The organism is Fervidobacterium pennivorans DSM 9078 (assembly GCF_000235405.2).
Classification (GTDB): Bacteria; Thermotogota; Thermotogae; order Thermotogales; family Fervidobacteriaceae; genus Fervidobacterium; species Fervidobacterium pennivorans.
This window is the reverse complement of the sequence record NC_017095.1, coordinates 231,560-256,198: the sequence shown is the minus strand read 5'-3', so window position 1 is coordinate 256,198 and position 24,639 is coordinate 231,560. Positions and strand designations below refer to the sequence as shown.

The window sequence follows — 24,639 nt, the reverse complement described above, 5'->3', positions numbered from 1 at the left end:
AAGCAGGAGGGAAAAACAATGGCCAAGAAAAAGATGAAGGTTAGCAAGACTGCGGCCAAGAGATTCAAGGTTACAAAGAACGGGAAAATCATGCGCAGGCATGCCAACGCATGGCACAAAACCGGAAAGAAGAGAAGGTCAACATTACGTGCCCTTAGACTTGAAGACGTTGTTTCCCAAGCTGATAAACCAAGAATTCTCAGACTCCTTGGTAAAAAGTAAACAAATGACAAATTAAATCCGAATAAGGAGGAATAGATATGCGCGTTAAAAATGCTGTGAACGCAAAGAAGAAAAAGAAAAAATTTCTGAAGTTTGTTAAAGGTTTCAGAGGTGCACTCAGCAGAAGATATACACTTGCTAAACAATCCTACTACAGAGCACTAAAGTTTGCGTTTGATGGAAGAAAGAACAAGAAAAGCAACTTCAGAAAGCTCTGGATTACAAGAATAAACATTGCTGCAAGAAACGAAGGGCTCAAATACAACGAATTAATCCACGGACTCAAACTCGCGAACGTGTCAATCAACAGAAAGATGCTTGCAGAACTTGCGGTAAACGATCCAGAAAGCTTCAAGGAATACGTAAAGATTGCAAAGACAGCTCTTGGAAAATAATTGATAATGATTCTCAAAATCAAGGGGCGTAAAGCCCCTTGATTTTTTGTAGGTTGCGCCTTAGTTCTTAGGAAAGGAGTGACTTTTGTGAACGATATCAACGCAGATAAAACTATTAGGAAAGTTGCACTAATTGCGGTTTTTACAAACATATTACTGGCTTCGGTAAAAGTCACCGTTGGACTTGTCTTTAAAAGTATGGCAGTCTTGGCCGATGGTATAGACACTTCAACGGATATTTTAACGTCTTCAACAATGCTAGTCGCAACGTTAATCTCCAGAAGGCCCCCGGATAAGGAACATCCATATGGTCATCACAAAGCAGAAAACATTGGTGCAAAGATAATATCTTTTGTTATTTTTTATGCAGGTGTGAGTTTGCTTGTTGAGAGCACAAAGAGGTTGATAACCGGGCAATACGAGGTCTTGGTTGGCTTTTGGCCATTGTTTGCAGCGATACTTTCAGTTGGTGGAAAAACGTTCCTGTTCATAATTGAATACACTACTGGGAAAAGGTATAAAAGTAATTCAATGGTTGCAGAAGCCAAGAACATGAGAAACGATATTATGATGTCAAGTTTAGTCTTCATCGGAGTCGCACTTAACAAAATAGGTTTGGCTTGGATGGACCCTTTGGTAGGAATCGTTATGTCTGGTATAATAATAAAGGTAGCGTGGGAAGTCTTTGAAGAGAACACGCATGACTTGATGGACGGTCTAAAGGATGAAGAAATGTGGATATATGAAAAAGTCTTTGAAGCATGCCAAAAGTGTGGAGCTCTGAATCCGCATAAGGTGCGGGTAAGAAAAGTTGGTGGAAAGTTTGATATAGATATGGATATCGAGGTAAGTGGTGAAATGAACGTCAGGGATGCACACGAAATCACTAAATGCATTAAGAAACACCTTTGTGAGACGAAGGAGATTTACGATGTTGTCATCCATGTTGAGCCGGAGGCAAACGATGAACACGAACCGTTTGGGCTTACAAAAGAAGCTTTTGAAAAAGGCAAAAAAGAGAAAAACTAACCAGAAGATATTCTTCAAAAATTTCTGGAAGCTCTTGTTATGCACTACGCTTACAACACTCACGTTAGCATTTTTAACAACTCTCTTTCATCCCGTAATAGTTTTTGGACTTACGCTTGATGAAATATTGGAAAAATCAAAGTCCGACCCAGATTTTGCCTGGGATATGTATCTTTCATACATTTCCCAACTCAGTCCGAACGTATCCGCTTCTGAAAGTAAAAAAATAGAACAAGTTGGAAGGATTATAAACGCTAAAAGAAAATTGAAAGAGCTGGATTTTGCAGTTAAAGAAGACATCGAAGGCCTTATAAAATTCTTAAAGACAAATTCTATAAAGACGACTTTGAAGTACTACATCTTGGAGATCTTCAGAGAAGAAACCCTAGCAGAATACTTAAATAATAATGTTTCCCATAACCTTGACGTTCTATTACTTACAAACATTCTTACCATCGATGTAAAAGACTACGTTGAAAGTGTTCTTAATGTAATATCACAGGACGATAAGGCAAAGAAACATTTTTTAGACACTGTTCTGAAACGTCTGGAGAAGAAGGATGTGTTTGTCAACGCCATATTTGAAGAATTGTACCAACGATATTCAAATGCCGAGAAGGAAACAAGAAATCGTATCCTAGAACTATATAAAGACTTCAAAACTTACAGATACTCGGACGCACGGTTTGAAAAAATATTAAACAAAACTAGCAAAACTTGGTACAAATTCTGGCACTCGTTTATGGAATTTTCCTCTCGCCTTGCTCGTTTTGCTGATAATTTCGTCTTTGTAACTATTGTTCTCGTAGTAATGACTACAATAATTCTTTTTTCAATACCATTTGTAAGATACAAAATATTCCACGTCTTGGGCTTAAAAAAGCTTGCTGCACTGACCTACAGAAAGATTGTTGATAAGGATCCATTAAATGAAGATAAAAGGCTTACTCTTGCCCAACTTTACGAAGAGGCTGGAATGTTCGAAGAGGCAATGAACGAATACAACTTTTTGAAAAGGATAAAGCTTGAATGAGTTAGGCAATATCTTTTTGTTATTTGGTGGTATAATCTTTTTGAGTTCCTGTCTACACAAGTCTAGATATCAAAAGGAGCGAAATGCAATATGGCAAACAAGCGACAAGAAAAGCGCTTCGTTCCGCTCTCAAAACCACAAATAGTTCAGGAAGATATTGACATCGTGACGAAAGTTCTAGAATCCGGAAGGCTTAGCATAGGTCCTTACACTGAACTATTCGAAAAAGCTATAGCGGAGTATGTTGGAGTAAAATACGTCGCCGCTGTTTCAAGTGGGACAAGTGCGCTCCATCTTATTCTCAAGGCTCTAAACTTTGGTAAAGGGGACCTTCTCATAGTTCCATCCTTTACGTTTGTTGCTTCTGCAAATGTCGCCTTATACGAATACGGAAGTGTTACGTTTGTTGATATTGACCCAATCACAATGAACATGGACATTGAACACTTCAAAACGATAGTTGAAGAAAACTTCAACAAATTCCGCAGGATATTCCTGATGGCTGTGGATGTCTTTGGTCATCCATTAGATTGGGACAAGATAAATATATTTGCGGAAAAATACGATGTTACAGTGGTTGAAGATTCCTGTGAAGCGCTTGGAAGTGAATACAAAGGAAAAAAAGTGGGAACGTTTGGAGTAGCGGGAGCGTTTGCATTCTATCCAAACAAACAGATAACAACTGGTGAGGGTGGGGTTGTTGTTACAAATAATGAGAAGATATACAAGATGTCAGTTTCATTAAGAAACCAAGGGCGTGGAGAAAGTCAAGGCTGGCTCTCTCACGATTACGTTGGTTACAACTACAGAATAGATGAGATGTCAGCCGCACTTGGTTGGTCACAAATGCAGAGGTTGGATGAGATTATAGAAAAACGTGCAAAGGTAGCTGAGAGATATAAAGCTCTCTTAAAAGATTTACCTTTAGAGCTCCCTGTCGTCATGGATTATGTCACCAAAATGTCGTGGTTCGTATACGTTGTCAGACTACCACAAGGAACACCAAGTGCGGTTAGAGATACATTAATTCGAAAGCTTGAAGACGAAGGTGTCCAATGCAGAAACTATTTTGCCCCGGTGCACTTGCAAAAGCCTTACAGAGAACTCGGTTGGAAAGAAGGGATGCTACCTGTCACAGAAGACATTTCACAAAGAACAATAGCTATCCCATTCTACACAGATATGGAGCAAGAAGACCAAGAGTATGTGGCAGAGAAACTACGTATAGTATTGGAAACACTTTTGAAGTAAAAATACACACATAGGGGGAAGGGGACTTATGGTTCAAACAGTTCTGAATGTATTGATGTCTTCACTCCTTACAACGTTATCAATGCCAGGTTATTTTTACGGAGGGATAGTATTTTTCTCTCTTATCCCTCTCTTCTTCGCCTTAGAAAAAAAGGGACCAATTTTTTCAGCGGTAGTGTCTTTTCTATATTTTTTCACTTTCTCTTTTGTGAACTTTCATTATCTAATAAACACTCTAACAACCGGTCTACCTGAATTGTTTGGACGTTTCAACGCTACAACCGGCTTTCTGGTTTTCATCTTATTTTGTATTCTTGAGGCTTTACCATTTTTGCTTTTTGGATTTCTCTACGGACTTTGGACTGAGAAAGTCAGATTCCGCGTTTTAGAACCGATTTTTGTTGCTTCTATTTACGTCATATCTGAATACTTGAGAGGTATAGGCGAGCTGGGTTTCACAGGTGGGCGATTGAGTGATGCCCTTTACAATTTCAAAGGCTTGCTCCAGTTACTTCCCTTTACAGGAACTCTTGGACTCGTTTTCCTAATAGTTATAATAAATTATGAAGGTTACAAACTCATACGTGCGAACAAGAACAACTATGTTTTCATTTTAGCATTAATTACCCTAGTTCTCTTTGTAAATGGCATGGTAGAATCGTTCATCCCAAAGAATGTGGGCGATAAACCTGTTGTCTTAGCCCAAACAAACATGCCACAGAAGATTAAGTACTCGTATGATTCGAATACCATCGTCAATTACCTTGAAAAGAACTTTTCAAACTCACCGGATTTCTTGACAATATTTCCTGAGGGGGTTTTCCCAGGAACAGATATAAGGAACTCAGATATTGAGAGAAAACTCCTTGAATCATTTAAGAACCGAACGCTTGTGATTGGTTTCCCCACATTGGTTGGAACCGATGCATTCAACAGTGCTGTGATTTATTCCGATGGGAAATTTTTTGATAAATACGATAAAGTCCAACTTTTCCCATTCGTAGAAAATCTCCCTTACAAGGGAATATTCGGTCGTCTTTCATTTCTAAGGGGCATGTATTATTTCAGTCCTGGTGAATTGAAAACATTCGATATAAAGGGATACGGGAAAGTAGGATTCCAGATTTGCTTTGAATCGTTCTTCCCATATATATCAAGAAAGCTTTCAAAAGATGCTGGTTTTTTGGTAGTAATAACAAACGACGGATGGTATGATTCAAAAATTCCATTGATCCAGCACTTTACTCAAGCAATTTTTAGAGCTGTAGAAACACGCAGAAACGTTGTTCAAGTTTCAAATACAGGAATCAGTGGAGTTGTAGACAAGTACGGTAACTACATCACTTTGCCTGACAACAAAACAACTTGGGGCATTTTTTACGTCGAATCAAACGATGCTGTAACATTTTATGCTAAATACGGTGATTATATGGTTATCATCTCTCTCCTTATCACAATAATTGTAGGACTTACTGCCAAAAAAAGAAAAGCGATTTTTGATTAATCAATGGATATCACCTTCATGCTTTTTTGTGACTACACAAGGAGGATGGAAGTGTGAAAAATGTGCCTGCTAGCATAGAAGCCGAACAAGCATTGATAGGGAGTATATTGATTGAACCTGAAAAAGTTGATAATATCGTTTCTATAGTCAGTTCTTCCGATTTTTATGACCCGAAGCATCGTCACATATTTGCTGCAATAGAGCAACTGCACGATGAGGGGTTGCCTATTGACATTATCTCTGTGTGCGATAGGTTAAAAGCTATGGGGGTTCTTGACAAAATTGGTGGAGAGCTATACGTTGCGCAACTTGCAGACAACGTTCCGACTTCAGCACATGCGGAAATGTACGCCCAGATAGTTCGAGACAAAGCAATACTGAGAGAATTAATTGCTGCAGGTAGCCTGATTGTGGAAAGGGCTTACGATGAGGCACTTAACGTCGATGAAGTGCTTGATGAAGCGGAACGATTGGTCTTTAGAATTGCTGAGTCACGTGCAACGAAAACCTACATAGATATACGAAGCGCTTTGACCGAGGTTTTTGAACACCTCGAAGAGTTAAGGTCAAAGCATTTAAAAGGCCTCACAGGTTTAGTGACCGGTATCCCAACCGGGTTCAAAAAACTCGATGAAATGACATCTGGATTCCACAAGTCCGATTTAATAATCATAGCGGCACGACCAAGTGTGGGTAAAACGGCTTTCGCATTAAATTTGGCAAGGAATATGGCAACTGTCGGGGAAGCTTCTGTGGGAATATTCAGCCTGGAGATGAGCAAGGAACAACTTATTCAAAGACTTTTGTGTATGGAATCTCTTGTAGACCTTCAAAAGGTTAGAAGAGGCTGGTTAAGTGACGAAGAATGGAAAAGGCTTGTCCAAGGTGCCTCAAGGTTGATGAAAGCGAATATAATAATAGATGATGAATCTAACCTAGAACCACGTGTCTTGAGAGCGAAGGCAAGAAGAATGAAGAAAGAATACAATATAGATGCCATATTCATAGATTATTTGCAACTTATGGATTTGGGTGATGGCAGGAGAGACAGTCGCCAGCAGGAAATTTCTGAAATCTCCCGTTCATTGAAACTTCTGGCAAGGGAACTCGATGTTTCGATTATCGCACTATCACAGCTATCAAGAGCAGTAGAACAGAGGGAAGACAAGCGTCCACGTCTTAGCGACCTCAGAGAGTCAGGTGCTATCGAACAAGACGCTGACGTTGTTATTTTCCTTTACAGAGAAGAATACTATAAAAAACAGCACGTTGACTTACCACACGAAACAGAGATAATCATCGGAAAGCAACGAAACGGACCTATCGGAACAATAACTCTGATGTTCAATCCATCGTTTACAAACTTCTTCGAACCTGATATATTCCATTCGGAAGTCTAAATTAGTCTAACAGAAAACAACCAAAAGAAGGAGCTGAAAATATGGTTAGAGCTATCTACCCTGGTTCCTTTGACCCAATAACGTATGGTCATATAGACATCGCCAAAAGAGCTGCCGAATTATTCGATGAACTTTATGTGGTGGTTATGGAAAACAAGAGAAAGCACTATACCTTCACGATAGAAGAACGTGTGGAAATGGTGAAAGAATGTTTAAAAGACATACCTAACGTACGTGTTGACACATTTTCAGGGCTCTTGGTTGAATATACGACGAAAAACAAAATAAATGTGGTCATTAGAGGTTTAAGAGCAGTTACGGATTTTGAATATGAACTCCAGATGGCACTTGCTAACAAAGAAATATGCAACGGAGTTGAAACCGTCTTCCTTATGACTGATAAGAATTACTCTTTCCTTTCTTCAAGCCTTGTAAAAGAAGTTGCATCATTCGGCGGACAAGTTTCTCAGTGGGTTCCTGAATTTGTAGAAAGGAAGTTGCGGGAAAAGTTTAGGAACTTAAAATGAGGTGGAAAGATGCAAAAAAATTTTAATGCCACGAATGAACTGAAAGAAATCATAGTGAAAGCCGAAAATCTTTCCAAAATCTACGGTTCTGGTAGTTCAAAAGTCGTAGCACTCGATTCTGTGAATTTGGAGATATACAAAGGAGAAATCGTTGCAATACTTGGCCCGTCTGGCTCTGGAAAGACCACTCTATTGAACTTGCTGGCAGGTCTTGATATTCCAACTTCAGGTACAATAATTATAGACGGACAGGAAATAACAAAAATGTCTGAAGAAGAGAAAGCGAAATTCAGAGCAAAGAGTATGGGGTTTATATTCCAGTTTTTCAACCTTATTCCCGTTCTAACTGCTGTTGAGAACGTAGAACTACCTCTTCTTCTTAATAAAGTTCCAGTCACAGAAGCACGAAAAAGGGCTTTAGAACTGCTCGAATTTATGGGAATCTCTCACAGAAAAGATGCGTATCCTTCGCAGTTGTCAGGTGGTGAGCAACAAAGAGTTTCCATCGCTCGTGCACTTTCAACAACCCCAAAAATCATCTGGGCTGACGAACCAACAGGTGCATTGGATGTGAAAAATGGAGAGCAAATCAAAAAGTTGATAATCGAGCTTAACAAAGAATTTGGAACAACTTTTGTCATAGTAACACATGATCAAAATGTTGCACAAATTGCGAACAGAATCATGAGAATGGAAAATGGTAGAATAATCGAAGTTATAGGTTAAGGAGGAGAAGAACGGACGAATATGGTTATTTACCTCGTTGGTGACTCCGAGCTCAGCAAAGAACTTTATATAAAAGAATATCTGAAAGGTAAAGATGTGGAATATCACAAAATATTCGCCGATGATGACGGAAAGATTGAAGAATTAAAGAACGCCGGTGTAAGTTTAGGATTGTTTTCGAGCGCTAAAGTTTACGATTTAGTAGATTTTGACGAGTGGTCTAAGAGTGAAAAAAAACAATTTCAATCACTCGATTTATCAGGAAATTGGGTTACGGTTTTTGTCCGAACAGAAAAAGTAGGAAAAGAGGTTACAAGGATTCCAGGCAAAGTAGAAATCTTGACATTCGAAAAACCCAAAGAATGGGAAGAAGACAAGTGGTTGAATTTTGTTAAAGATGTGGCAAGCAAGATAGGTGTAACATGCCATGAAGAAGTTGCGAAAAGCATATTTAAATTCACAGGACCTGATGAATATGCGATACTCGCAGAACTTGAAAAACTGCAAATTTACGCTGGTGAGCACCCAACACCACAAGATGTTGAACAAATTGTCTTTAAAAGAACTATCAGCAAATTGGACGAATTCTGTTTCGCTTTATCAGAGCAAAATTACTCGATTGCGAAAAACATGCTACATGAAATCTGCAATAATTATGAACCGATAATTATATCGTACACAGTTTCAAAGCATTTTATAGAACTATTCAACATCGTAGTCCACGCTCCAAAAAAACCTGATTACAAATGGCCTGATGTAGCTAATCTTTCCAAAGAGCTTGGGATTCTTTCACCAAGGGTTGCAAGGTTTTTAGGGTTCGCATTCAAAGATTCAAAATACAAGCCTGTAAACCATGTGTTGTTTTATTCTCCAAAGCTGCTGAAAAATGTTATAGAATACCTTTACTTCATCGATAGAAGGGTCAAACTTAGTGAGGATGTAAAGATTTTGCTGGGACTGTTTATAAGTAAACTCGAATCAGGAGAATTCGCTAAGGCTTTTGAAGAACAGAATAAGCAGGAGCAAGTGGAAGACTAAAGATATAAGAATCCAGAGAAATCGCAATGCATTCTGATGGGAGGGAGACTAAATGAAGAGTGGATTTGTTTCGTTTGTTGGAAAACCCAACGTAGGTAAGTCATCGATAATCAATGCGATAATGAAGAAAAAAGTTGTCATTGTATCAGATAAACCACAGACAACCAGAAACAGAATAAATGTTATATACACGGACTCAGATGCTCAAATCATTTTCGTAGACACACCGGGTATACACAAGCCACTGCACAGGCTTGGTGAATACATGGTTAAAGCCGCCGTTCAAGCGTTAAAAAACGTTGATTTGTTGCTTTTTACAATCGATGCAAAGGAAGGTTTTGAAACACCAGAAGAACATATATCAAACTACATTAACCAGTCTGAAACACCAACAATTGGGGTAATCAACAAAATAGACCTTGTGGACAATGACCGTGCAGATTTAATAGAAGAACAAATAAGAAGCCATGTAAACAACCTCCTTGATGTGGTGCGCACATCCGCGGTAACTGGCGAGGGATTAAACGAGCTCGTAGAAAAGATAAAACAACATTTGCCAGAAGGTCCTCAACTGTATCCAGAAGATATTATAGTTGACAGACCACTTTCCTTTATCGCTTCTGAACTGATAAGGGAAAAGATATTCCATTTCACATACGAAGAAATTCCTCACTCCGTTGCTGTAATTGTCGAAGAAGTTAAAGAAAGACCGAACGGTGTCGTGTACATTAGGGCAAACATTTACGTTGAAAGGGAAAGTCAGAAGGGTATCATCATTGGTCAGGAAGGAAGAATGATAAAGAAAATTGGGGAAAGCGCAAGAAAGGATATAGAATACTTCTTGGGTTCAAAAGTTTACTTAGACCTCCATGTAAAGGTCAAAAAAGACTGGAGAAACAAAGACTTCATCATTCTAAACGAAGTCGGAATGCGTGACGATTTGGACTGAAATCAGTCCTTGCTATTTGGTATCCTGGGAATGTTAACAACGTCCAATTTCATGTCCAATCGTGCAATATAATACTTAAACCCGTATTTTTTCGCCAAACTCACGTATGTTTTTATACGATGGGCATTCATATTGTCGAAGGGATTGCCGTTATCAATGTATTCAATTGAAAGAACGGTAATCCCATTCTTTACAAGCAGAGACAGCTTATTCACTCTGCGAACAAACTCTTCAGTATTCGTTACAAGTTGACCCTCAGAAAAAAACAGGCTCTCAACGATAACATACTTTACTCTTTTCCTTATGTCTGGAAATTCAAGCAGTATATCTTCTCCATTCACCAGCGCGTATTCCAACTTTGGAAAATCGCTTATTAGTTTTCTCAGGTTTTCCACCATAGCGTTTTTCAATGCTTCTGCACTTTTTCCAGAAAGCTTTTGAAGTTTTGCATGTTGATAGATGTTTATCCAATCCAAAGCAACTCCATTGAACCCGGCTGATGTGATTCTTTTCATATATTGCTTTACCACGTCATACCATTCTGTGTACCAGTATTTAACGTAATATTCTCCGGGCCAATTGTCCAGAGACCCGAGCACGATGGCTTTGTCTAAAAAACTCCAATAGAATCTCCAATTTTCAGCAACAGCGAAGTTTAAGTAAGAAAATACCTTTTTTCCTTGAGATTGTAAAAGCACTATATCTTCCTTCTTAAAAGCCTTTTTGTCTGTTCCATCAGAAGAATAATCAATCACAACCAAATCAGCCTTCGCCAACATAAGTTCTTCTAACTTAGGACCGTTTGTGTAAAGAATCCAATCTTGTGGAACCTCGGTAGCAAAAAGACTTAAAACAACAGGAAATAACAAAGCAAGGAAAATTGTAGTCAAAGCTATCTTTGAAACGAAATCGTTTGTCATATTTAGCACCTCTTACTCATCAATATAAACCTGAAAAAAAAAGAAGTCGCCAACAGCTAACTGGCGACTTCTTTTATTTTTTAGTATTTTAGGTATGGTAACAATGCCATCTGTCTTGCTCTTTTGATTGCGGTCTTTACCATTCTTTGGTGCTTCGCACAGTTTCCTGTAAGCCTTCTTGGAAGTATCTTACCTTTTTCATTTAAGAAATCCTTGAGCAATTTTGTATCTTTATAGTCAACATAGTCAAGATTCATTTCACACAGTTTACATGCCTTAATTTTTCTTCTTCTTTGCCTTACTCTTGGCATCCTACTTCCCTCCTATTAACGTATAATTCATTATACTCATCAAAATGGTGGTTCATCGTCATTCGGGATGTCTTCTTCTTCAATATCTTCGCCAAAAACTTCTTCGTATGGTATTTCTTCTGGGATTTCTTTGTCACTCTTTCTTGAGTCAACAAACACGATATTGTCTGCCCATATTTCGACGGTTGACCTGGTTTGACCATCGTTTGTTTTCCATTTATTGATTCTCAACTTGCCATCAACCAAAACCATTCTACCTTTTTGAAGATAGTTATGTGCCAATTCTGCCAGCTTCCTAAATGCTACAATCCTTATAAAATCGGCTTCATCTCCATTTGTTCCTCGGTTTACCGCAATTGTAAACGTGGTTACCAAATTTCCGTCGATTGTTTGCCTTGTCTCAGGGTCTCGTGTTAATCTACCCACAAGAACAACTTTGTTATACGACATTATTCCACCTTCTCTTCAGAAGCACCCTCCTGCTGGCCTTCCTGGCTAGAGCTTTCCGCTTCTTTCTTGGCTCTTGCTGCTTTTCTTTCCTTTTTCTCAAGGTCTTCTCTTCTGAATGTTTGCCATCTCATGAAATCTGGGTGCACTTTGAAATAATTCTCAAGTTGATCAAGTCCTTGACCGTTTGACCTGAAGTAAATAACTGTGTAGTCTCCTTCGAAGTACTTTCCAATCTTGTAGGCTAGTTTTCTAATACCCCATCTGTCAACGTTTTCAACCTGCGCTCCGAGTCTTTCTTCCAAGAACTTCTTAACACCTTCAACCAAGTTGTTCCTTTCTTCCTCTGGTACGTCTGGTTTGATGATGAACATCGTTTCGTATATCCTCATAAAGCACCTCCTCCCTCGGTCTTATGCGGCCCTGCTCATTCTTAAGCAGAGCGGGATTTTTTGGACTAAGAATTATTTTTGCCTAAAGCATAAAACAAAGACGGGCGCATGCCCGCTGCATCTTTGTTTCCTGGTGGGCTCGGAGGGAATCGAACCCCCGACCGTCCGGTTATGAGCCGGATGCTCTGCCAACTGAGCTACGAGCCCAAAAACCTGGAGGCGACGGAGGGATTTGAACCCTCGAATAGAGATTTTGCAGACCTCCGCCTTAGACCCCTTGGCTACGTCGCCCCGTTGCGTGTTACATTCTATCATACAAACTCTCACCTGTCAACAGGGTAGGTACGTTCCAAAAAGTATATTATATGCTAAAAATACAAAAAAAGAACCCTCCTCAAAATTTCTATCTTGAGGAGGGTTTCCTAATGTCTAATTTATTTGCTATCCTTGTATCTCCCAGTAAAGTCCTTCTTCTTTCCAGTAGAATTTCACTTTTTGACCTTCCTTGACTTGTTCGTCGATTATCAGTTCAGCAAGTTTGAACTCTACTGTGTTCTCAAACAATCTTCTAAGAGGTCTAGCACCCATCGTTGGTACGTAACCTTCCGTTGCCAAGTATTCTTTCACTGATTCATCTAGTTCCACAACGATGTTTCTATCGGCAAGTCTTTCGTTGAGTTCTTTGAGATAGATATCGATTATTTGCTTAATGTGTTCTTTCTTGAGTGGTTTGAAAACAACAGCCGCATCGATTCTGTTAATTAACTCTGGTCTGAAATACCTGCGCATTTCTTCTTCGATATGCTTTGGTATAGCATTTTCTAAACCATCTTCAATGTCTTGGATTATTATGTCTGAACCTATGTTACTTGTCATTATAATTATCGTGTTTCTGAAATCAACCGTCGTACCCTTACCATCGGTAAGTCTTCCATCATCGAAGAGCTGTAGCAACACGTTGAAGACTTCTGGATGCGCCTTTTCGATTTCGTCAAAGAGCACGACACTGTATGGTCTTCTTCTCACTTGTTCTGTGAGCTGTCCACCTTCTTCGTAACCGACGTATCCTGGAGGTGCACCAATTAACCTGGCAACTGAATGCTTTTCCATGTACTCACTCATATCGATTCTGATTAGCGCCTTTTCACTACCAAACAGCACGTCGGCTAATCTCTTTGCAAGCTCTGTTTTACCAACACCAGTTGGTCCAAGGAACAAGAACACACCGAGTGGTCGTTTCGGATTTCTGATACCTGCACGAGACATCTTTATAGCGTTCGCTACAACTTTTACTGCTTCTTCTTGGTCTACAAACTTTTCGTGAATGAGCTTTTCAAGGTTCTTAATTTTTTCCTTTTCGTCACCCATAATCTTACCAACAGGTATACCAGTCCAGCGCTCGATAACCTTTGCAATATCTTCATCCGTTACTTCTTGTTTACCATCTATCTTCGCACGAGCTGCTGCCTCATCTACCAAGTCCACGGCTTTGTCCGGCATGAACCTGTCTGTAATGTACTTTGAAGCCAACTTGGCGGCTGCTTCGATAGCTTTGTCACTAATCTTAACTCCATGGAACTCTTCGAATTTCGGTCTGAGACCCTTCAAAATCTCAATCGTTTCTTCAACCGATGGTTCTGAAACGAATATAACCTGGAACCTTCTTGCAAGCGCTTTGTCTTTTTCTATATGTTTTCTGTATTCTTCAACAGTAGTTGCTCCAATCACCCTCAGTGTACCTCTTGCCAGTTCTGGTTTCAGAATGTTACCAGCATCGAGAGCACCTTCAGCAGCTCCAGCCCCAACAACTGTATGAAGTTCGTCGATGAAGAGGATCACATCTGTTCTCTTTTTGAGCACATCTATAAGTTTCTTGAGCCTTTCCTCGAATTCTCCTCTGAATTTTGTTCCAGCAACTAACCTTGCAAGATCAAGCTTAAGAATTGTTTTGTTCTTCAAGAAATCTGGCACATTTCCAGAGACTATTCTTTGAGCAAGCCCCTCAACGATTGCTGTCTTACCAACACCTGGGTCTCCTATGAGAACTGGGTTGTTCTTAATCTTTCTCCCAAGAATTTCTATCATCCTGTTGACTTCGTTGTCCCTACCTATGACAGGCATCAACTGTCCGTTCTTTGCCATTTCAGTTAAGTTCTCGGTAAATTTGGCAAGAACGTCGATGTTTTCCTCTTCAGAATATGTTCTCTTCATTCTAAGTTCTTTGATAGCTGTATAGAGCTTGTCTTGGGTGACTCCATATCTTGCCAGCAACCTGTAGACAGTTGTTTCTGGTACTATTGCCATAGCAAGGAGTAAATGGTCTGTTCCGACCTTTTCGTCACCCATGCGTCTTGCTTCGCGTTTCGCTTCATTAATGACCTTAGTAGTATCTGGTGTAACGTAGATCTGGCCTGTGCCACCAGAATAGTAGTTATAACCTCCTCTGGATGTGATAACACGTTCCACATCTCTTCTCAAACCATCGATATCTACGTTGAGATGAGTCAGAATATCGTAAGCAGCGTTTTTCGAGTTCTCCAACATGGCTAAAAGCACGTGCTCAGGCGCCATCTGATTCTGCCTGTAACGATTTAACACATCCGTTACAGACTGTAATATCTCCTGAGCGTTTTCCGTGAATTCCTCGAGGTTGAATGTCATATCAACCACTCCTTTCTTTTCTTTCTATTTTGTTTAATTCTTTCTATTTTGTTTAATTTGCATTTCCGATGATAGTATACCATATTAGCACTTATTTGTCAAGAGTGCTAATCAAAAAAGTCAAAAATTTTTTAGTTAGAAGAAAGATTCAAAAAGCAGAAGTTTTCCGACTTGATTTTGAAAAGTGTAATGTTAGAATTTAATTGATGATTGTTCGATGTCCTAACTTATTTTCAGACTAATCGAGGAGGTTTTACACAAAATCATGCCTTATCGTTCCGATTCATCGTCAACTGATTCTGCTGCTCGCTTAATTACTCTTTTTACGTTCATAGATGGGCTTGCACAAGGTATATACGGAACCATTTTCAATCTGATGCTTCGAACCTCAGGCATACCAACTTCGCAAGTTGGTCGTATCACCTCATTCTTCCTTTGGGGTAGTGCGTTACTTGGACTTGTTTTTGGTATCATTGCAGATAAAATTAATAAAAAACAACTAATGCTTACTACACATCTTTTGAGTATTTTTTTCGGAACGTATAGGGTCATTTCTCCCTCACTTATTCAGCTTGGCATTTCTTCTTTTCTTTTCGGTGGTTTTTCAACAGCAACATCCATTGTCCTTTCCACACTTTTGATACTAAACACTTCAAGAGAAAGTCGTAGTAAGGTGCTAGGTCTTAACTTTGGAATAGGAATGTTCACCGGAGTTTTGGGAAATATATTTGGTGGGTTGTTAGGAGACGTTTTTCCAATTAGGACCGTATTAATTGTAGCAAGTTTATCAAGAATCGTTGCGTTTGCTCCTATCTGGAAACTGAAATTATATGAACCAAAATACGAACGCCAAAACACTGGAGACACCAATGTGCTAAAATTTTTCAGCATTCTCAACAAGTTAGACAAGCGGGCGTTGAAAGTGGTACTTTACTATTTCTTGTCCACTATGAGTGTTGGATTTGGCGCAGGCTTGTTTGTAACTTTTGGTAATGTGATATTCTACGATATATTCCATATGAAACCATCGTTGATAGGACTCATTTTAGCGTTAGCTCAGTTAGCTACCAGTATTGGTGCAGTGTTTTCTTACAAGTTGGGGAAAAAGTTCGGGGATATGAACGTTTTAATCTTTTCTTATGTATTCGTGCCCATACTAATCGTATTGCTCAGCTTTATAAGGGAACCGATAACCTTTACCTTCGTGTATATACTCCGCTTTGCGGTAATGAATATGGTTGGTCCTCTCCTGACCGCCTTAGTCTTTTCCAACATACCAGCAAATCTGCTTTCCTCGATTAACGGTATGAACTCGTTTATAAACAACGTTGCACGTGCCCTCTCAGCAGACCTATTTTCCATATTCACCAAATACAACAACGGATACACGCTCATTTTTGTTGTAAGCTCGCTTTTCTATTTTTTAAACGCTTATGTTATGATTAGAATGTACAAACATATTTCCGAGTAAGAATTCTAGAAATTCTAGGAATTCTAGGTTACATAAATGGGGGGATACGGTGAAAACATTGAAAACACCGAAAACATTTGACGAAAGGTCAAATGGCAAAAAACATATCGTTGAGAATGAAAGCGTCAAGTTTCTCACCAAAGAATTATTTAGATTATCCCTTCCCACAATGCTTGGTTTCGCTATACAATCCCTGTACGATATCGTTGATATGTTCTGGATTGGAAAGATTTCCTACAAAGCCATCGCAGGAGTCGTCATATTCTCCACAATATTTTGGTTAGTCGAAATACTTAACGAAATTATAGGCACTTCTTCCGTTTCGTTGATTTCACAAGCGTATGGTAAAGGCGATTTGAAATTAACATCACGAATAATAGAGCAAACCCTCATCTTTAAGGCTATGGTTGCGCTTATTGCTTCAGGCATATTGCTGGTGTTTTTCAAACCTATTGTTAGTTTCTTTTCTTCGGATATTGAAGTCGTTAACTCGGCAATTCACTATGGGTACATCCGCATATTTTTCATGCCCATATTTTTTATGACTTACTCCACATTCACGGCGCTAAGAAATATAGGTTGTGCATCGCTTGCAACACTTACCATGGCAACGGGAACTATTGTAAATATAATATTGGACCCTATATTTATTTTTGATAAACTTCCGTTATTCAACATCACAGGCTTTGGTCTTGGTGTTTCCGGTGCTGCGTGGGCAACAGTGATTTCCACTTTTATTCCTCTTATATGGGGATTATACCTACTTTTTCGCGGAATAGAAGGTGTAAAGATATCCCTAAAAGGGCTCTTATTACTGGATAAGAAAATAGATACAAAACTTATCACTATAGGGTTACCGTCCGGTGTCGAAATGCTACTTCGAAACCTTTCTTATACTGTGTTAATCAAAATTTCATCACTTTTTGGTCCAGAATATGTAACCGTCTTTGGCATTATTGAGCGCATGTTTGGGTTTGCCGTTATCCCAATATTTGGTTTATCGATGGGTGCAAGCACCTTGGTAGGATTCCAACTGGGGAAGAACAACGAAGAGGGTGCAAAGAAGGCAACAATTTTAGCAACTCTCTACAGTGTTATCATTGTTTCTCTCTTACTCGTGCTTATACTACTATTCCGAGAATCTGTTTTTACTCTTTTCACATCAAACAAAAATGTAATAGAAATTGGTGCCAGAAGTATCCCATACGTTGTCTTTGCGTTATTTATGATATCCTTCAGTGCGGGGCTTTCCAGTGCATTTTTCGGCTCAGGAAAGACGTCAATTCCTATGATAGCGGGCATTTTAAGTCGATGGGGGGTTATGGTTCCACTTGTTTTGATTTCCACATATGTGCTCCGTTTAGGACCTATCGGACTGTGGATGGCTTTTCCTGTAACAGAATTTGTTGAAGTTTTGGTTATGTCCATCGCATTTTTAAAATCTGACTGGTATAAAAAGAGGGTTATTTAATAGAGTAGTTGTTCTATTTTCTTGAAAAATTAAAAAGCAGTTGAATAAGGTATATAGCAGCACTTATTGAAAACGCGTAAACTAACAAACCTAAATTTCCCCCGAAGTTGTCAAACAATACTCCTCCAATAAGCGGACCTACGCCGAACAAAAGTCCAATAACCATTTCATGCAAAGCCCCTTGTTTGCCGTGCGCTTCTTCCTCTGACAAAAGTCCGTAGAATATGGCAAACGTATACGGGACAGCGTAACTAAAACCTGCAAACAACGCTGTAAGGAAGAACATTAAAGGGTTTTTGGCAAAAAATGCTATTAATCCTGTTATTGGAACAACCGACAAAAGTATGCCACAAACATATTCGTTTCCTACCCAGCCTTTCCAAGACTGCAAAATACCAAAAATGAGCACAACTCCTATATTTGCTCCTACAGTTAAAAAACCCGCATTTTCCAACTTCAGCCCGGCAAGCATCATCAACTTAGGAAAACTAGCCAAAACAGATGTGTAAATCAAACCACCAAGGAATAGAATAATTCTGTATTCCAAACTGAGTTTCTTCATCATATTTTTGTTCATAACAACGGATGAATTCCGAGAATGCTCAAGAAGTTTTCTGTAAGGTGTAAACGTAATGACATCCCCAAACTTTTTGTAGTCTAAAAAGACCCACAGACTTGTCAGACCCGAGATTATTAAACCCGTTATAAATACGGCACTTGGCACTCTTACGGTAAGAAAAGGGCCAAACGCAACCCCGATCATGTTTCCCGTGCTCCAAGACAATGTGAACCTGCCTGTTATCGATGGTGGGTCTACTCTCAGTAAGCTTTCAGACTTAGCAATCAATCCTTCAACTTGTGGAAAGAATGCCCCAAAAAAGGCACCTTGGAGAACCGCAAAAATGACCAAACGTTTAGGGTTGTTAGCAAAAAATCCGAACATTGAGACAATAAAAAGATATACAGCTAAAAAAGATATTGTCCTTTTGTATCCGTATCTTGTTCCGATGTGTCCCAAAGTTACGCTTGCTATTGCGTAGGCTATGGATAAAATAAGGTTAACAAGACCTATTTGAGTGAAAGAAAAACCCAATTTTGCAGCAGTTGAGTTTATATAAGTGCTGTAAAGGTACGCTTGAATAGAGATTACAAATGAAAGAAAATGATACTTGTGAAAAACTCTCTGTCCAGGCACTTTTTGTTCCCTCCATAAAAAACTTGATATAACTCCTCTTTTTCGTATTGCCAATCCTCGCCGATTTATCATTACTTCAATCGTTATAGTAATTATATCAGGATCTTCGGAACCAATAATTATATTCCCTTGATTAAAACTTAAAAGCATGTTATAATACCTTTGAAAACATATTTCCTATATCCTGGAGGGGAGCTCCTGAATGCGGGGCTGAGAGGGGAACGCCAAGTTCCCGACCCTTCGAACCTGATCCGGGTAATACCGGCGGAGGGACCAGGAATCAGGATAAGACGGTAAATAATAAAAAACCTTTTAGACCATCCCTCCGCTTAGTTGAAAACACAAAAGCGGAGGGATTTTTTATTTTAAAAATACTCACACTTTAAGAAGGAGGGACTAACATGAAAGGATTGCTTAAGTTAACGGTTTTCTTTTTGCTGACAACAACGGTTTTTGTGTTTTCCGCAGAGCTTGTTATTTACACATCTGATAGTTTTGCGGGTGGAATAGCAAAGGTTGTCATTCCGAAATTCGAGCAGATGTACAAGTGTAAAGTTAGAGTTATTAGTTTTGGTTCTATGGGAGACGTTTTAGCAAGACTTATTGCAGAAAAGAACGCACCTAAGGCTGATGTTGTCATCGGTTTAAATCCTCAACAGCTTCAAAAAGCGATAAAAGAGAACTTGTTGCAAAAGTATCGTGCTACCAATTCGAAAAATCTTGTCTACAAAGGCTTCATTAACGACTACGGAACAGTCTACGACTACGGAGCTTTGGCGATGATTTACAACATCGAAAAGATAAAGAATCCTCCAAAATCTTTCAAAGACCTTTTGAAACCCGAATACAAAGGCAAGTTCGTGCTTATCGACCCAAGAACCTCCAGCACGGGTTTAACATTCCTGATGTGGACCATTGCTGCACTTGGAGAAGACGGTGCAATGGACTTTTGGAAAGAAGTCAAGAAAAACGTATTGACATTTACAAGTGGATGGAGCGCAGCATTCAAAATGCTCGAAACAGGCGAAGCAGACATGATAGTGAGTTATGCAACAGATGGTGCTTACAGTATGTACAAATACGGCACAATCAAGTACATGCCTATAATATTTGAGGAAGGTGCGTACGTGCTCGAGGAATACGCAGCTATCGTAAAGGGCGCAAAGAACTTGGCACTTGCGAGGGCATTCATAGAGTTCATGCTCACCCCGGATTTCCAAAAGGAAGTACCACTGAACCAGTGGATGTTCCCTGTTATCGATGTTCAGCTACCGGAAGTATACAAATACGTACCACCTGTTAACAAAATACTGAGACTTAACCCAACCGTTAACGATAGGTTGGACGAAATACTCAGAAAATGGGAAAAAGCTGTGGTTGGATAACGAAAAACTAAAAAATTATGGCAATTAAAAAGCCTCTGGAGTATGAATCGTCCCAGAGGCTTTAATTTTTGAACACTGAAAAAGTTGAACGAAAATACTAGTAAAATAGTCTAAACTTACAGAACAAGGAAAAACGTTCTTTATTCTGGGGGTGTGTGAGTGACAATAAAAAATGCTGTCGCTATATTACTCTTAGCAATTTTATTAATTTCCATATATACTTTTGGCCAATTTCTAAAAATAGGACTTTTATTAGGTGAACCATACGCGTATTGGCTTTCCATCAAGCTTTCTGGAATAGAATACGACATTTGGCGGGCTATTGGAACCGAGTTGAATATGCAAGTGGAGTTTTACGTGTTACCATTCTCTGTGCTTGACGCTGCGGTACTTCCAAAACTCGGTTTGGATGTAATAGCCGGTGGAATCCATATGACCGATGAAAGAAAAAAAGTCTTCAAATTCACCCAACCTTACATTAATTCAGGACTTGCGATAGTGCTCAGAAAAGACATCAAGTGGGACGGAGATATCGAAAAAATCACTTTTGGGGTAAAGAAAGGCAGCACCGGTGAGAGAATTGTTAGAGATTGGGTCAAATCTGGCAAAAAGATAAAATACTCGACGTTTGTATCAAACGAGGAAATTGTGATTAACCTACTCATTAAAAAAATAGATGGTGCGTTCTTTGATTATATCAACGCTTTGTATCTATCGAAAAAATATGGTTTCCAAGTTCACAAAGATTTGATTTACTCCACTAATATAGGTGCAGTTCTGCTAAACAGCTCTTTAGAGAAAAAACTGAATGATGCAATCTCCAAACTCGTATCAAATGGAACAATACAGCGTATACTTACATCATATGTGGGAAGCTTCTAAAGTATAAAAGAATACAAAAAATGTCCCTGGTGATGCACTGAACCAGGGACATTTTTGGTGTATTTGTTACTTTAATCTACTAGAGTATAAGCCCTCCATCTACACCTATCACTTGACCTGTGATATAGGACGATTCATCTGAAGCAAGGAACAAATACACGTAAGCTACTTCGATCGGTTCTCCGAGGCGTTTAAGTGCTGCTTTTTCTGCCATCATAGTTAAAATCTTTTCTGGAACCTTTTCTGTCATCGGCGTTTTGATAAAGCCTGGTGCGACAGCGTTAACCCTGATTTGTGCGCCCTTTCTGGCAAATTCTTTCGCCCATGTTTTCGTCATACCAATGACACCTGCTTTTGTTGCTGCATAATTTGTCTGACCTATGTTTCCATAAACTCCAACAACAGATGATGTGTTGATTATGCTACCCTTGCCTGCCTCCAACATGTATGGAACAACGGCTTGTGTCATATTGAAAACACCTTTCAGGTTCACATTGATAACCTTGTCCCAATCTTCCTCGGTCATATTTTGAATCAACGCATCACGTGTAATACCTGCGTTGTTTACAAGCACGTCTATCTTTCCAAATTTCTCAACAACATCCTTCACAACCTCAGCTATCCTGTTTCTATCCGTTACATCGAGTTTGTAGAAATGTATATTTGGATTTTCATACGATGTCTCATTTACATCACACGCGATAACTATAGCTCCTTCTTTTGCAAACAACTCAGCTGCTGCTCTTCCAATACCACTCCCTGCTCCCGTAATAATACACACCTTACCATCCAATCTCATAGTATAACCCCCTCATCTCTAAAGGATAATGTTAACTAAAAGTATTGAAACTTTCCAAAAACCGCATTATCCTTATAAAGAGGGGACACCCCCCAACCAACTCTCGACAAAGGAGGTATCCCGATATGAACAACTCAACACTCTCTTGTCCAAAATGCGGTTCCACCAGCCTATACAAAAACGGTCACGACAAATACGGTAACCAACAATTCCTTTGCAAACTCTGCCATCATTCCTTCAAACTTTCCCATTCTCAAAAACGCAAAAACTTTCCTTTCCCATATCCCAAATGCTCTTCTTGTGGTAAAGCTATGGAAATTCACAAAGTCCGTCGCTCTTTCGTTGTCTTCCGTTGTAGAGCTTGTCGTACAAAAGATAGAGTTCCTTTTAACCTTCCTGAACCAGTCTCACTTATTCCTGAGAAATTTAAATATTTCCGCTTCCCTATCTACTTCATCTTAAAAGCTTTCGTTTTGTATATGAAACACAATATGTCTTATCGCTCTCTTGCTCATTCTCTTAATATCAAAGTATCTCATGTCACCATATACAAATGGGTTATTAGATTGTGTACTTTATTCTCTGTACTTTTCCCAACATTTACCATCGAAAATGTTTTCTCAGTTCATGCTGATGAAACTGTTCTTGTGTTCAAAGAACAAAAGTACTATGTTTGGCTATTAGTCGATCATGAAACTAACTTTATCCTTTGTTGGCATGTCTCAAAGTACCGTGATATGGGACAAGTCAAAGTATTGCTCGAGAAGTTCTTTGGTAATTTAGAACCTAAAAGCATTGAACTTATTACTGATGGACTTGGTGCATATGAAAGTGCAGTAAAGCTGTTGTTCAGAAATATCAATCACGTAGTGGTACCGCTCGGTAAAAACAATCAATGTGAATCTAAGTTTTCATTGTTGAAAGACTTTTTCCGACTCAAGCGAGGGCTGAAGAATACGAAGAATTTAGCAAAATACATTCAAGGCTTTTGTGTAGTGAAGAATCTTTGGAAAACACACAATGGCAATATCAATTGCATTCTTTCACACTTACACTCTTTCATCACTACAAGTTAACACTATCCTCTAAAGTATTACTCAATGTTTTCAACAATTACAGCAGTGCCCATTCCACCACCGATACAAAGTGTAGCTAAACCATACTTCACGTGCCTTTTCTTCATTTCATAGAGCAACGTTACTATAATCCTGTTTCCACTAGCACCGATTGGATGACCAAGTGCTATCGCTCCGCCATTGACGTTCGTACGCTCGAGAATCCAATCTTTTGTAACTCCGAATGCCTTTTCCCATCCTTTTATAACCGCAAGGCTTTGTGCAGCGAATGCTTCGTTAAGTTCAATGAGTTCTATATCCTGGAATGACAAACCTGCTTTTTTAAGCACCTTTTCCGTTGCTGGAACCGGTCCGAAACCCATCCTCATCGGGTCTACACCAGCTTGAGCCCATGCAACAATCCTGCCCAACGGCTTAAGTCCTTTCTTTTCAACATACCTTTCACTTGCAAGAACTATCGCGCTACCACCATCGTTTATTCCACTTGCGTTCCCGGCTGTAATTGTTCCGTTAGGTTTAAATGCTGGTCTTAACTTTGCCAACGATTCAAGTGTTGTATCGAAACGTGGGTATTCGTCCGTATCGAAAATTTTAACTCCCTTCTTGTCTGGAACCTCAACTGGCACGATTTCGTCTTTAAACTTACCCGCTTCAATAGCTGCCTTTGCCTTCATCTGACTGTTGTAAGCAAATTCGTCTTGTTCTTCACGAGATATGTTGAACTCTTCGGCGAGTGTTTCAGCGGTAAGACCCATGTGCACTTTATTGAAGACATCCGTGAGCCCATCAAGTATCATGTGGTCTTGCATTTCTTGACTTCCAAACCTCAGACCGAATCTTGCACGGTAAGAAATCAAGAACGGCGCTTGTGACATATTTTCTATTCCACCTGCAAGCACAACGTCAGCCTCGCCGAGTTCAATGTCACTGGCGCCTATCATGACTGACTTCATCCCACTACCGCATAGCATGTTGACAGTGTAACCTGGCTTCTCAGCAGGAATGCCAGCATAGATGCCAACTTGTCTACCCGGACCCATGCCTTGCCCAGCTGTTAGAATACAACCGACAATAGTTTCGTCGAAATCTTCAACCGGAACTCCAGATTGCACTATCGCTGCCTTTGCTGCAATTGCACCAAGTTGCGGCGCGGGAATATCTTTCAAAGAGCCTCCAAAACTTCCAATAGCCGTCCGCTTTGCACCAAGGATGTAAACCATACAACGACCACCTCCACCTCAAATATGAACATATCGGATAGTAATATATGAATCACCTATCACATTATCCATGTCAATTAGACCATTTTTCACGTTGCTATGTCAAAGGATACGTTCGTGTGATAGGAGCCGAAATCCAACGCATTCTATCGAAAGAAAAGTATTGTTAGCCGTAGTTGATTGTAAAATCTCTTTTTTCAAAAAACTGGTATCCTCACATCGTAAAAATGTAGTATAATTATATGTGCAAACTATCGCAATGTTGAGAATGTCTTCTAGTTCTCGTCTTTTGTTAATACTCAACTACAAAAAAACACAGTTAAAGGAGGGAATGG

At 39.4% G+C, this 24,639-nt stretch carries 24 protein-coding genes, 2 tRNA genes and 1 riboswitch; of the genes, 16 read left to right on the top strand and 10 right to left on the bottom strand.

Annotation, left to right across the window (positions count from 1 at the left end):
- Positions 1-18 precede the first annotated feature (18 nt).
- From rpmI to era, 11 genes are all read left to right on the top strand, one after another.
- Entirely contained in the window at positions 19-222 is a 204-nt protein-coding gene (gene rpmI / locus FERPE_RS01195; RefSeq protein ID WP_014450861.1) for a 50S ribosomal protein L35, read from the top strand.
- Between the two features lie 38 nt (positions 223-260).
- Positions 261-617 carry a 50S ribosomal protein L20 gene (rplT, locus tag FERPE_RS01190; RefSeq protein ID WP_014450860.1) on the top strand — a complete coding sequence of 119 codons (357 nt, stop codon included), beginning with the start codon at positions 261-263 and terminating at the stop codon, positions 615-617.
- 87 nt (positions 618-704) lie between these two features.
- On the top strand, positions 705-1,646 hold the full coding sequence (locus FERPE_RS01185; RefSeq protein WP_014450859.1) for a cation diffusion facilitator family transporter: 942 nt from the start codon (positions 705-707) through the stop codon (positions 1,644-1,646).
- Complete coding sequence (locus FERPE_RS01180; RefSeq protein WP_041262762.1) at positions 1,582-2,679, top strand: tetratricopeptide repeat protein; 1,098 nt, start codon at positions 1,582-1,584, stop codon at positions 2,677-2,679. Before FERPE_RS01185 ends, FERPE_RS01180 begins: the two co-directional genes overlap by 65 nt.
- A 90-nt stretch (positions 2,680-2,769) precedes the next feature.
- Entirely contained in the window at positions 2,770-3,930 is a 1,161-nt protein-coding gene (locus tag FERPE_RS01175; RefSeq protein ID WP_014450857.1) for a DegT/DnrJ/EryC1/StrS family aminotransferase, read from the top strand.
- A 28-nt stretch (positions 3,931-3,958) separates the two neighbouring features.
- Entirely contained in the window at positions 3,959-5,434 is a 1,476-nt protein-coding gene (gene lnt / locus FERPE_RS01170) for an apolipoprotein N-acyltransferase (RefSeq protein WP_014450856.1), read from the top strand.
- Between the two features lie 53 nt (positions 5,435-5,487).
- Complete coding sequence (gene dnaB / locus FERPE_RS01165; RefSeq protein WP_014450855.1) at positions 5,488-6,834, top strand: replicative DNA helicase; 1,347 nt, start codon at positions 5,488-5,490, stop codon at positions 6,832-6,834.
- Between the two features lie 41 nt (positions 6,835-6,875).
- Positions 6,876-7,361, top strand: coding sequence for a pantetheine-phosphate adenylyltransferase (gene coaD / locus FERPE_RS01160; RefSeq protein ID WP_014450854.1), 486 nt, complete (start codon positions 6,876-6,878; stop codon positions 7,359-7,361).
- A 9-nt stretch (positions 7,362-7,370) separates the two neighbouring features.
- Positions 7,371-8,087, top strand: coding sequence for an ABC transporter ATP-binding protein (locus FERPE_RS01155; RefSeq protein ID WP_014450853.1), 717 nt, complete (start codon positions 7,371-7,373; stop codon positions 8,085-8,087).
- A 21-nt stretch (positions 8,088-8,108) separates the two neighbouring features.
- The gene (locus tag FERPE_RS01150) at positions 8,109-9,125 is read left to right on the top strand and encodes a DNA polymerase III subunit delta (protein WP_014450852.1); all 1,017 of its coding nucleotides are present in this window, start codon (positions 8,109-8,111) and stop codon (positions 9,123-9,125) included.
- 52 nt (positions 9,126-9,177) lie between these two features.
- Complete coding sequence (era, locus tag FERPE_RS01145; protein ID WP_014450851.1) at positions 9,178-10,074, top strand: GTPase Era; 897 nt, start codon at positions 9,178-9,180, stop codon at positions 10,072-10,074.
- Positions 10,075-10,076: 2 nt separating this feature from the next.
- Here era and FERPE_RS01140 read toward each other — a convergent pair whose 3' ends face one another.
- From FERPE_RS01140 to FERPE_RS01110, 7 genes are all read right to left on the bottom strand, one after another.
- Entirely contained in the window at positions 10,077-10,994 is a 918-nt protein-coding gene (locus FERPE_RS01140) for a glycoside hydrolase family 191 protein (RefSeq protein WP_014450850.1), read from the bottom strand.
- A gap of 80 nt (positions 10,995-11,074) precedes the next feature.
- Complete coding sequence (gene rpsR, locus FERPE_RS01135; RefSeq protein ID WP_014450849.1) at positions 11,075-11,305, bottom strand: 30S ribosomal protein S18; 231 nt, start codon at positions 11,303-11,305, stop codon at positions 11,075-11,077.
- Positions 11,306-11,344: 39 nt separating this feature from the next.
- The gene (locus FERPE_RS01130) at positions 11,345-11,755 is read right to left on the bottom strand and encodes a single-stranded DNA-binding protein (protein ID WP_014450848.1); all 411 of its coding nucleotides are present in this window, start codon (positions 11,753-11,755) and stop codon (positions 11,345-11,347) included.
- Entirely contained in the window at positions 11,755-12,144 is a 390-nt protein-coding gene (gene rpsF / locus FERPE_RS01125; RefSeq protein WP_014450847.1) for a 30S ribosomal protein S6, read from the bottom strand. Before rpsF ends, FERPE_RS01130 begins: the two co-directional genes overlap by 1 nt.
- Before the next feature lie 131 nt (positions 12,145-12,275).
- Positions 12,276-12,351, bottom strand: a tRNA-Ile gene (locus FERPE_RS01120).
- Positions 12,352-12,358: 7 nt separating this feature from the next.
- Positions 12,359-12,435: transfer RNA gene (locus FERPE_RS01115), tRNA-Cys, on the bottom strand.
- A gap of 150 nt (positions 12,436-12,585) precedes the next feature.
- Positions 12,586-14,805: an ATP-dependent Clp protease ATP-binding subunit gene (locus FERPE_RS01110; RefSeq protein WP_014450846.1), complete on the bottom strand. Its 2,220-nt coding sequence runs from the start codon at positions 14,803-14,805 to the stop codon at positions 12,586-12,588.
- Between the two features lie 265 nt (positions 14,806-15,070).
- Between FERPE_RS01110 and FERPE_RS01105 the strand changes: the two genes are divergently transcribed.
- Together FERPE_RS01105 and FERPE_RS01100 are read left to right on the top strand one after the other, a co-directional pair.
- Positions 15,071-16,276, top strand: a complete 1,206-nt coding sequence (locus FERPE_RS01105) for an MFS transporter (RefSeq protein ID WP_014450845.1) — start codon at positions 15,071-15,073, stop codon at positions 16,274-16,276.
- A 49-nt stretch (positions 16,277-16,325) separates the two neighbouring features.
- Positions 16,326-17,747, top strand: a complete 1,422-nt coding sequence (locus tag FERPE_RS01100; RefSeq protein ID WP_014450844.1) for an MATE family efflux transporter — start codon at positions 16,326-16,328, stop codon at positions 17,745-17,747.
- 13 nt (positions 17,748-17,760) lie between these two features.
- Here FERPE_RS01100 and FERPE_RS01095 read toward each other — a convergent pair whose 3' ends face one another.
- Positions 17,761-18,942, bottom strand: coding sequence for an MFS transporter (locus FERPE_RS01095; protein ID WP_041262760.1), 1,182 nt, complete (start codon positions 18,940-18,942; stop codon positions 17,761-17,763).
- A 178-nt stretch (positions 18,943-19,120) separates the two neighbouring features.
- Positions 19,121-19,232, top strand: a riboswitch (TPP riboswitch).
- Positions 19,233-19,343: 111 nt separating this feature from the next.
- On the opposite strand from FERPE_RS01095, the gene FERPE_RS01090 reads away from it, so the two are divergent.
- Together FERPE_RS01090 and FERPE_RS01085 are read left to right on the top strand one after the other, a co-directional pair.
- On the top strand, positions 19,344-20,327 hold the full coding sequence (locus FERPE_RS01090) for a thiamine ABC transporter substrate-binding protein (RefSeq protein ID WP_014450842.1): 984 nt from the start codon (positions 19,344-19,346) through the stop codon (positions 20,325-20,327).
- A 159-nt stretch (positions 20,328-20,486) separates the two neighbouring features.
- Positions 20,487-21,209: a substrate-binding periplasmic protein gene (locus tag FERPE_RS01085; protein ID WP_014450841.1), complete on the top strand. Its 723-nt coding sequence runs from the start codon at positions 20,487-20,489 to the stop codon at positions 21,207-21,209.
- A 79-nt stretch (positions 21,210-21,288) separates the two neighbouring features.
- Here FERPE_RS01085 and FERPE_RS01080 read toward each other — a convergent pair whose 3' ends face one another.
- Positions 21,289-22,008: a beta-ketoacyl-ACP reductase gene (locus tag FERPE_RS01080; protein ID WP_014450840.1), complete on the bottom strand. Its 720-nt coding sequence runs from the start codon at positions 22,006-22,008 to the stop codon at positions 21,289-21,291.
- Positions 22,009-22,133: 125 nt separating this feature from the next.
- On the opposite strand from FERPE_RS01080, the gene FERPE_RS10535 reads away from it, so the two are divergent.
- The gene (locus FERPE_RS10535; protein WP_014450839.1) at positions 22,134-23,084 is read left to right on the top strand and encodes a DDE-type integrase/transposase/recombinase; all 951 of its coding nucleotides are present in this window, start codon (positions 22,134-22,136) and stop codon (positions 23,082-23,084) included.
- 17 nt (positions 23,085-23,101) lie between these two features.
- On the opposite strand, the gene FERPE_RS01070 is transcribed toward FERPE_RS10535, so the two are convergent.
- Positions 23,102-24,304: an acetyl-CoA C-acetyltransferase gene (locus FERPE_RS01070; RefSeq protein ID WP_014450838.1), complete on the bottom strand. Its 1,203-nt coding sequence runs from the start codon at positions 24,302-24,304 to the stop codon at positions 23,102-23,104.
- Positions 24,305-24,639: the final 335 nt, after the last annotated feature.

Coding starts and splice junctions, on each gene's coding strand:
- rpmI (WP_014450861.1), top strand. CDS start 19: ATGGCCAAGAAAAAGATGAAGGTTAGCAAGACTGCGGCCAAGAGATTC.
- rplT (WP_014450860.1), top strand. CDS start 261: ATGCGCGTTAAAAATGCTGTGAACGCAAAGAAGAAAAAGAAAAAATTT.
- FERPE_RS01180 (WP_041262762.1), top strand. CDS start 1,582: ATGAACACGAACCGTTTGGGCTTACAAAAGAAGCTTTTGAAAAAGGCA.
- FERPE_RS01175 (WP_014450857.1), top strand. CDS start 2,770: ATGGCAAACAAGCGACAAGAAAAGCGCTTCGTTCCGCTCTCAAAACCA.
- lnt (WP_014450856.1), top strand. CDS start 3,959: ATGGTTCAAACAGTTCTGAATGTATTGATGTCTTCACTCCTTACAACG.
- coaD (WP_014450854.1), top strand. CDS start 6,876: ATGGTTAGAGCTATCTACCCTGGTTCCTTTGACCCAATAACGTATGGT.
- FERPE_RS01155 (WP_014450853.1), top strand. CDS start 7,371: ATGCAAAAAAATTTTAATGCCACGAATGAACTGAAAGAAATCATAGTG.
- FERPE_RS01150 (WP_014450852.1), top strand. CDS start 8,109: ATGGTTATTTACCTCGTTGGTGACTCCGAGCTCAGCAAAGAACTTTAT.
- era (WP_014450851.1), top strand. CDS start 9,178: ATGAAGAGTGGATTTGTTTCGTTTGTTGGAAAACCCAACGTAGGTAAG.
- FERPE_RS01140 (WP_014450850.1), bottom strand. CDS start 10,994: ATGACAAACGATTTCGTTTCAAAGATAGCTTTGACTACAATTTTCCTT.
- rpsR (WP_014450849.1), bottom strand. CDS start 11,305: ATGCCAAGAGTAAGGCAAAGAAGAAGAAAAATTAAGGCATGTAAACTG.
- FERPE_RS01130 (WP_014450848.1), bottom strand. CDS start 11,755: ATGTCGTATAACAAAGTTGTTCTTGTGGGTAGATTAACACGAGACCCT.
- rpsF (WP_014450847.1), bottom strand. CDS start 12,144: ATGAGGATATACGAAACGATGTTCATCATCAAACCAGACGTACCAGAG.
- FERPE_RS01110 (WP_014450846.1), bottom strand. CDS start 14,805: ATGACATTCAACCTCGAGGAATTCACGGAAAACGCTCAGGAGATATTA.
- FERPE_RS01105 (WP_014450845.1), top strand. CDS start 15,071: ATGCCTTATCGTTCCGATTCATCGTCAACTGATTCTGCTGCTCGCTTA.
- FERPE_RS01090 (WP_014450842.1), top strand. CDS start 19,344: ATGAAAGGATTGCTTAAGTTAACGGTTTTCTTTTTGCTGACAACAACG.
- FERPE_RS01080 (WP_014450840.1), bottom strand. CDS start 22,008: ATGAGATTGGATGGTAAGGTGTGTATTATTACGGGAGCAGGGAGTGGT.
- FERPE_RS10535 (WP_014450839.1), top strand. CDS start 22,134: ATGAACAACTCAACACTCTCTTGTCCAAAATGCGGTTCCACCAGCCTA.
- FERPE_RS01070 (WP_014450838.1), bottom strand. CDS start 24,304: ATGGTTTACATCCTTGGTGCAAAGCGGACGGCTATTGGAAGTTTTGGA.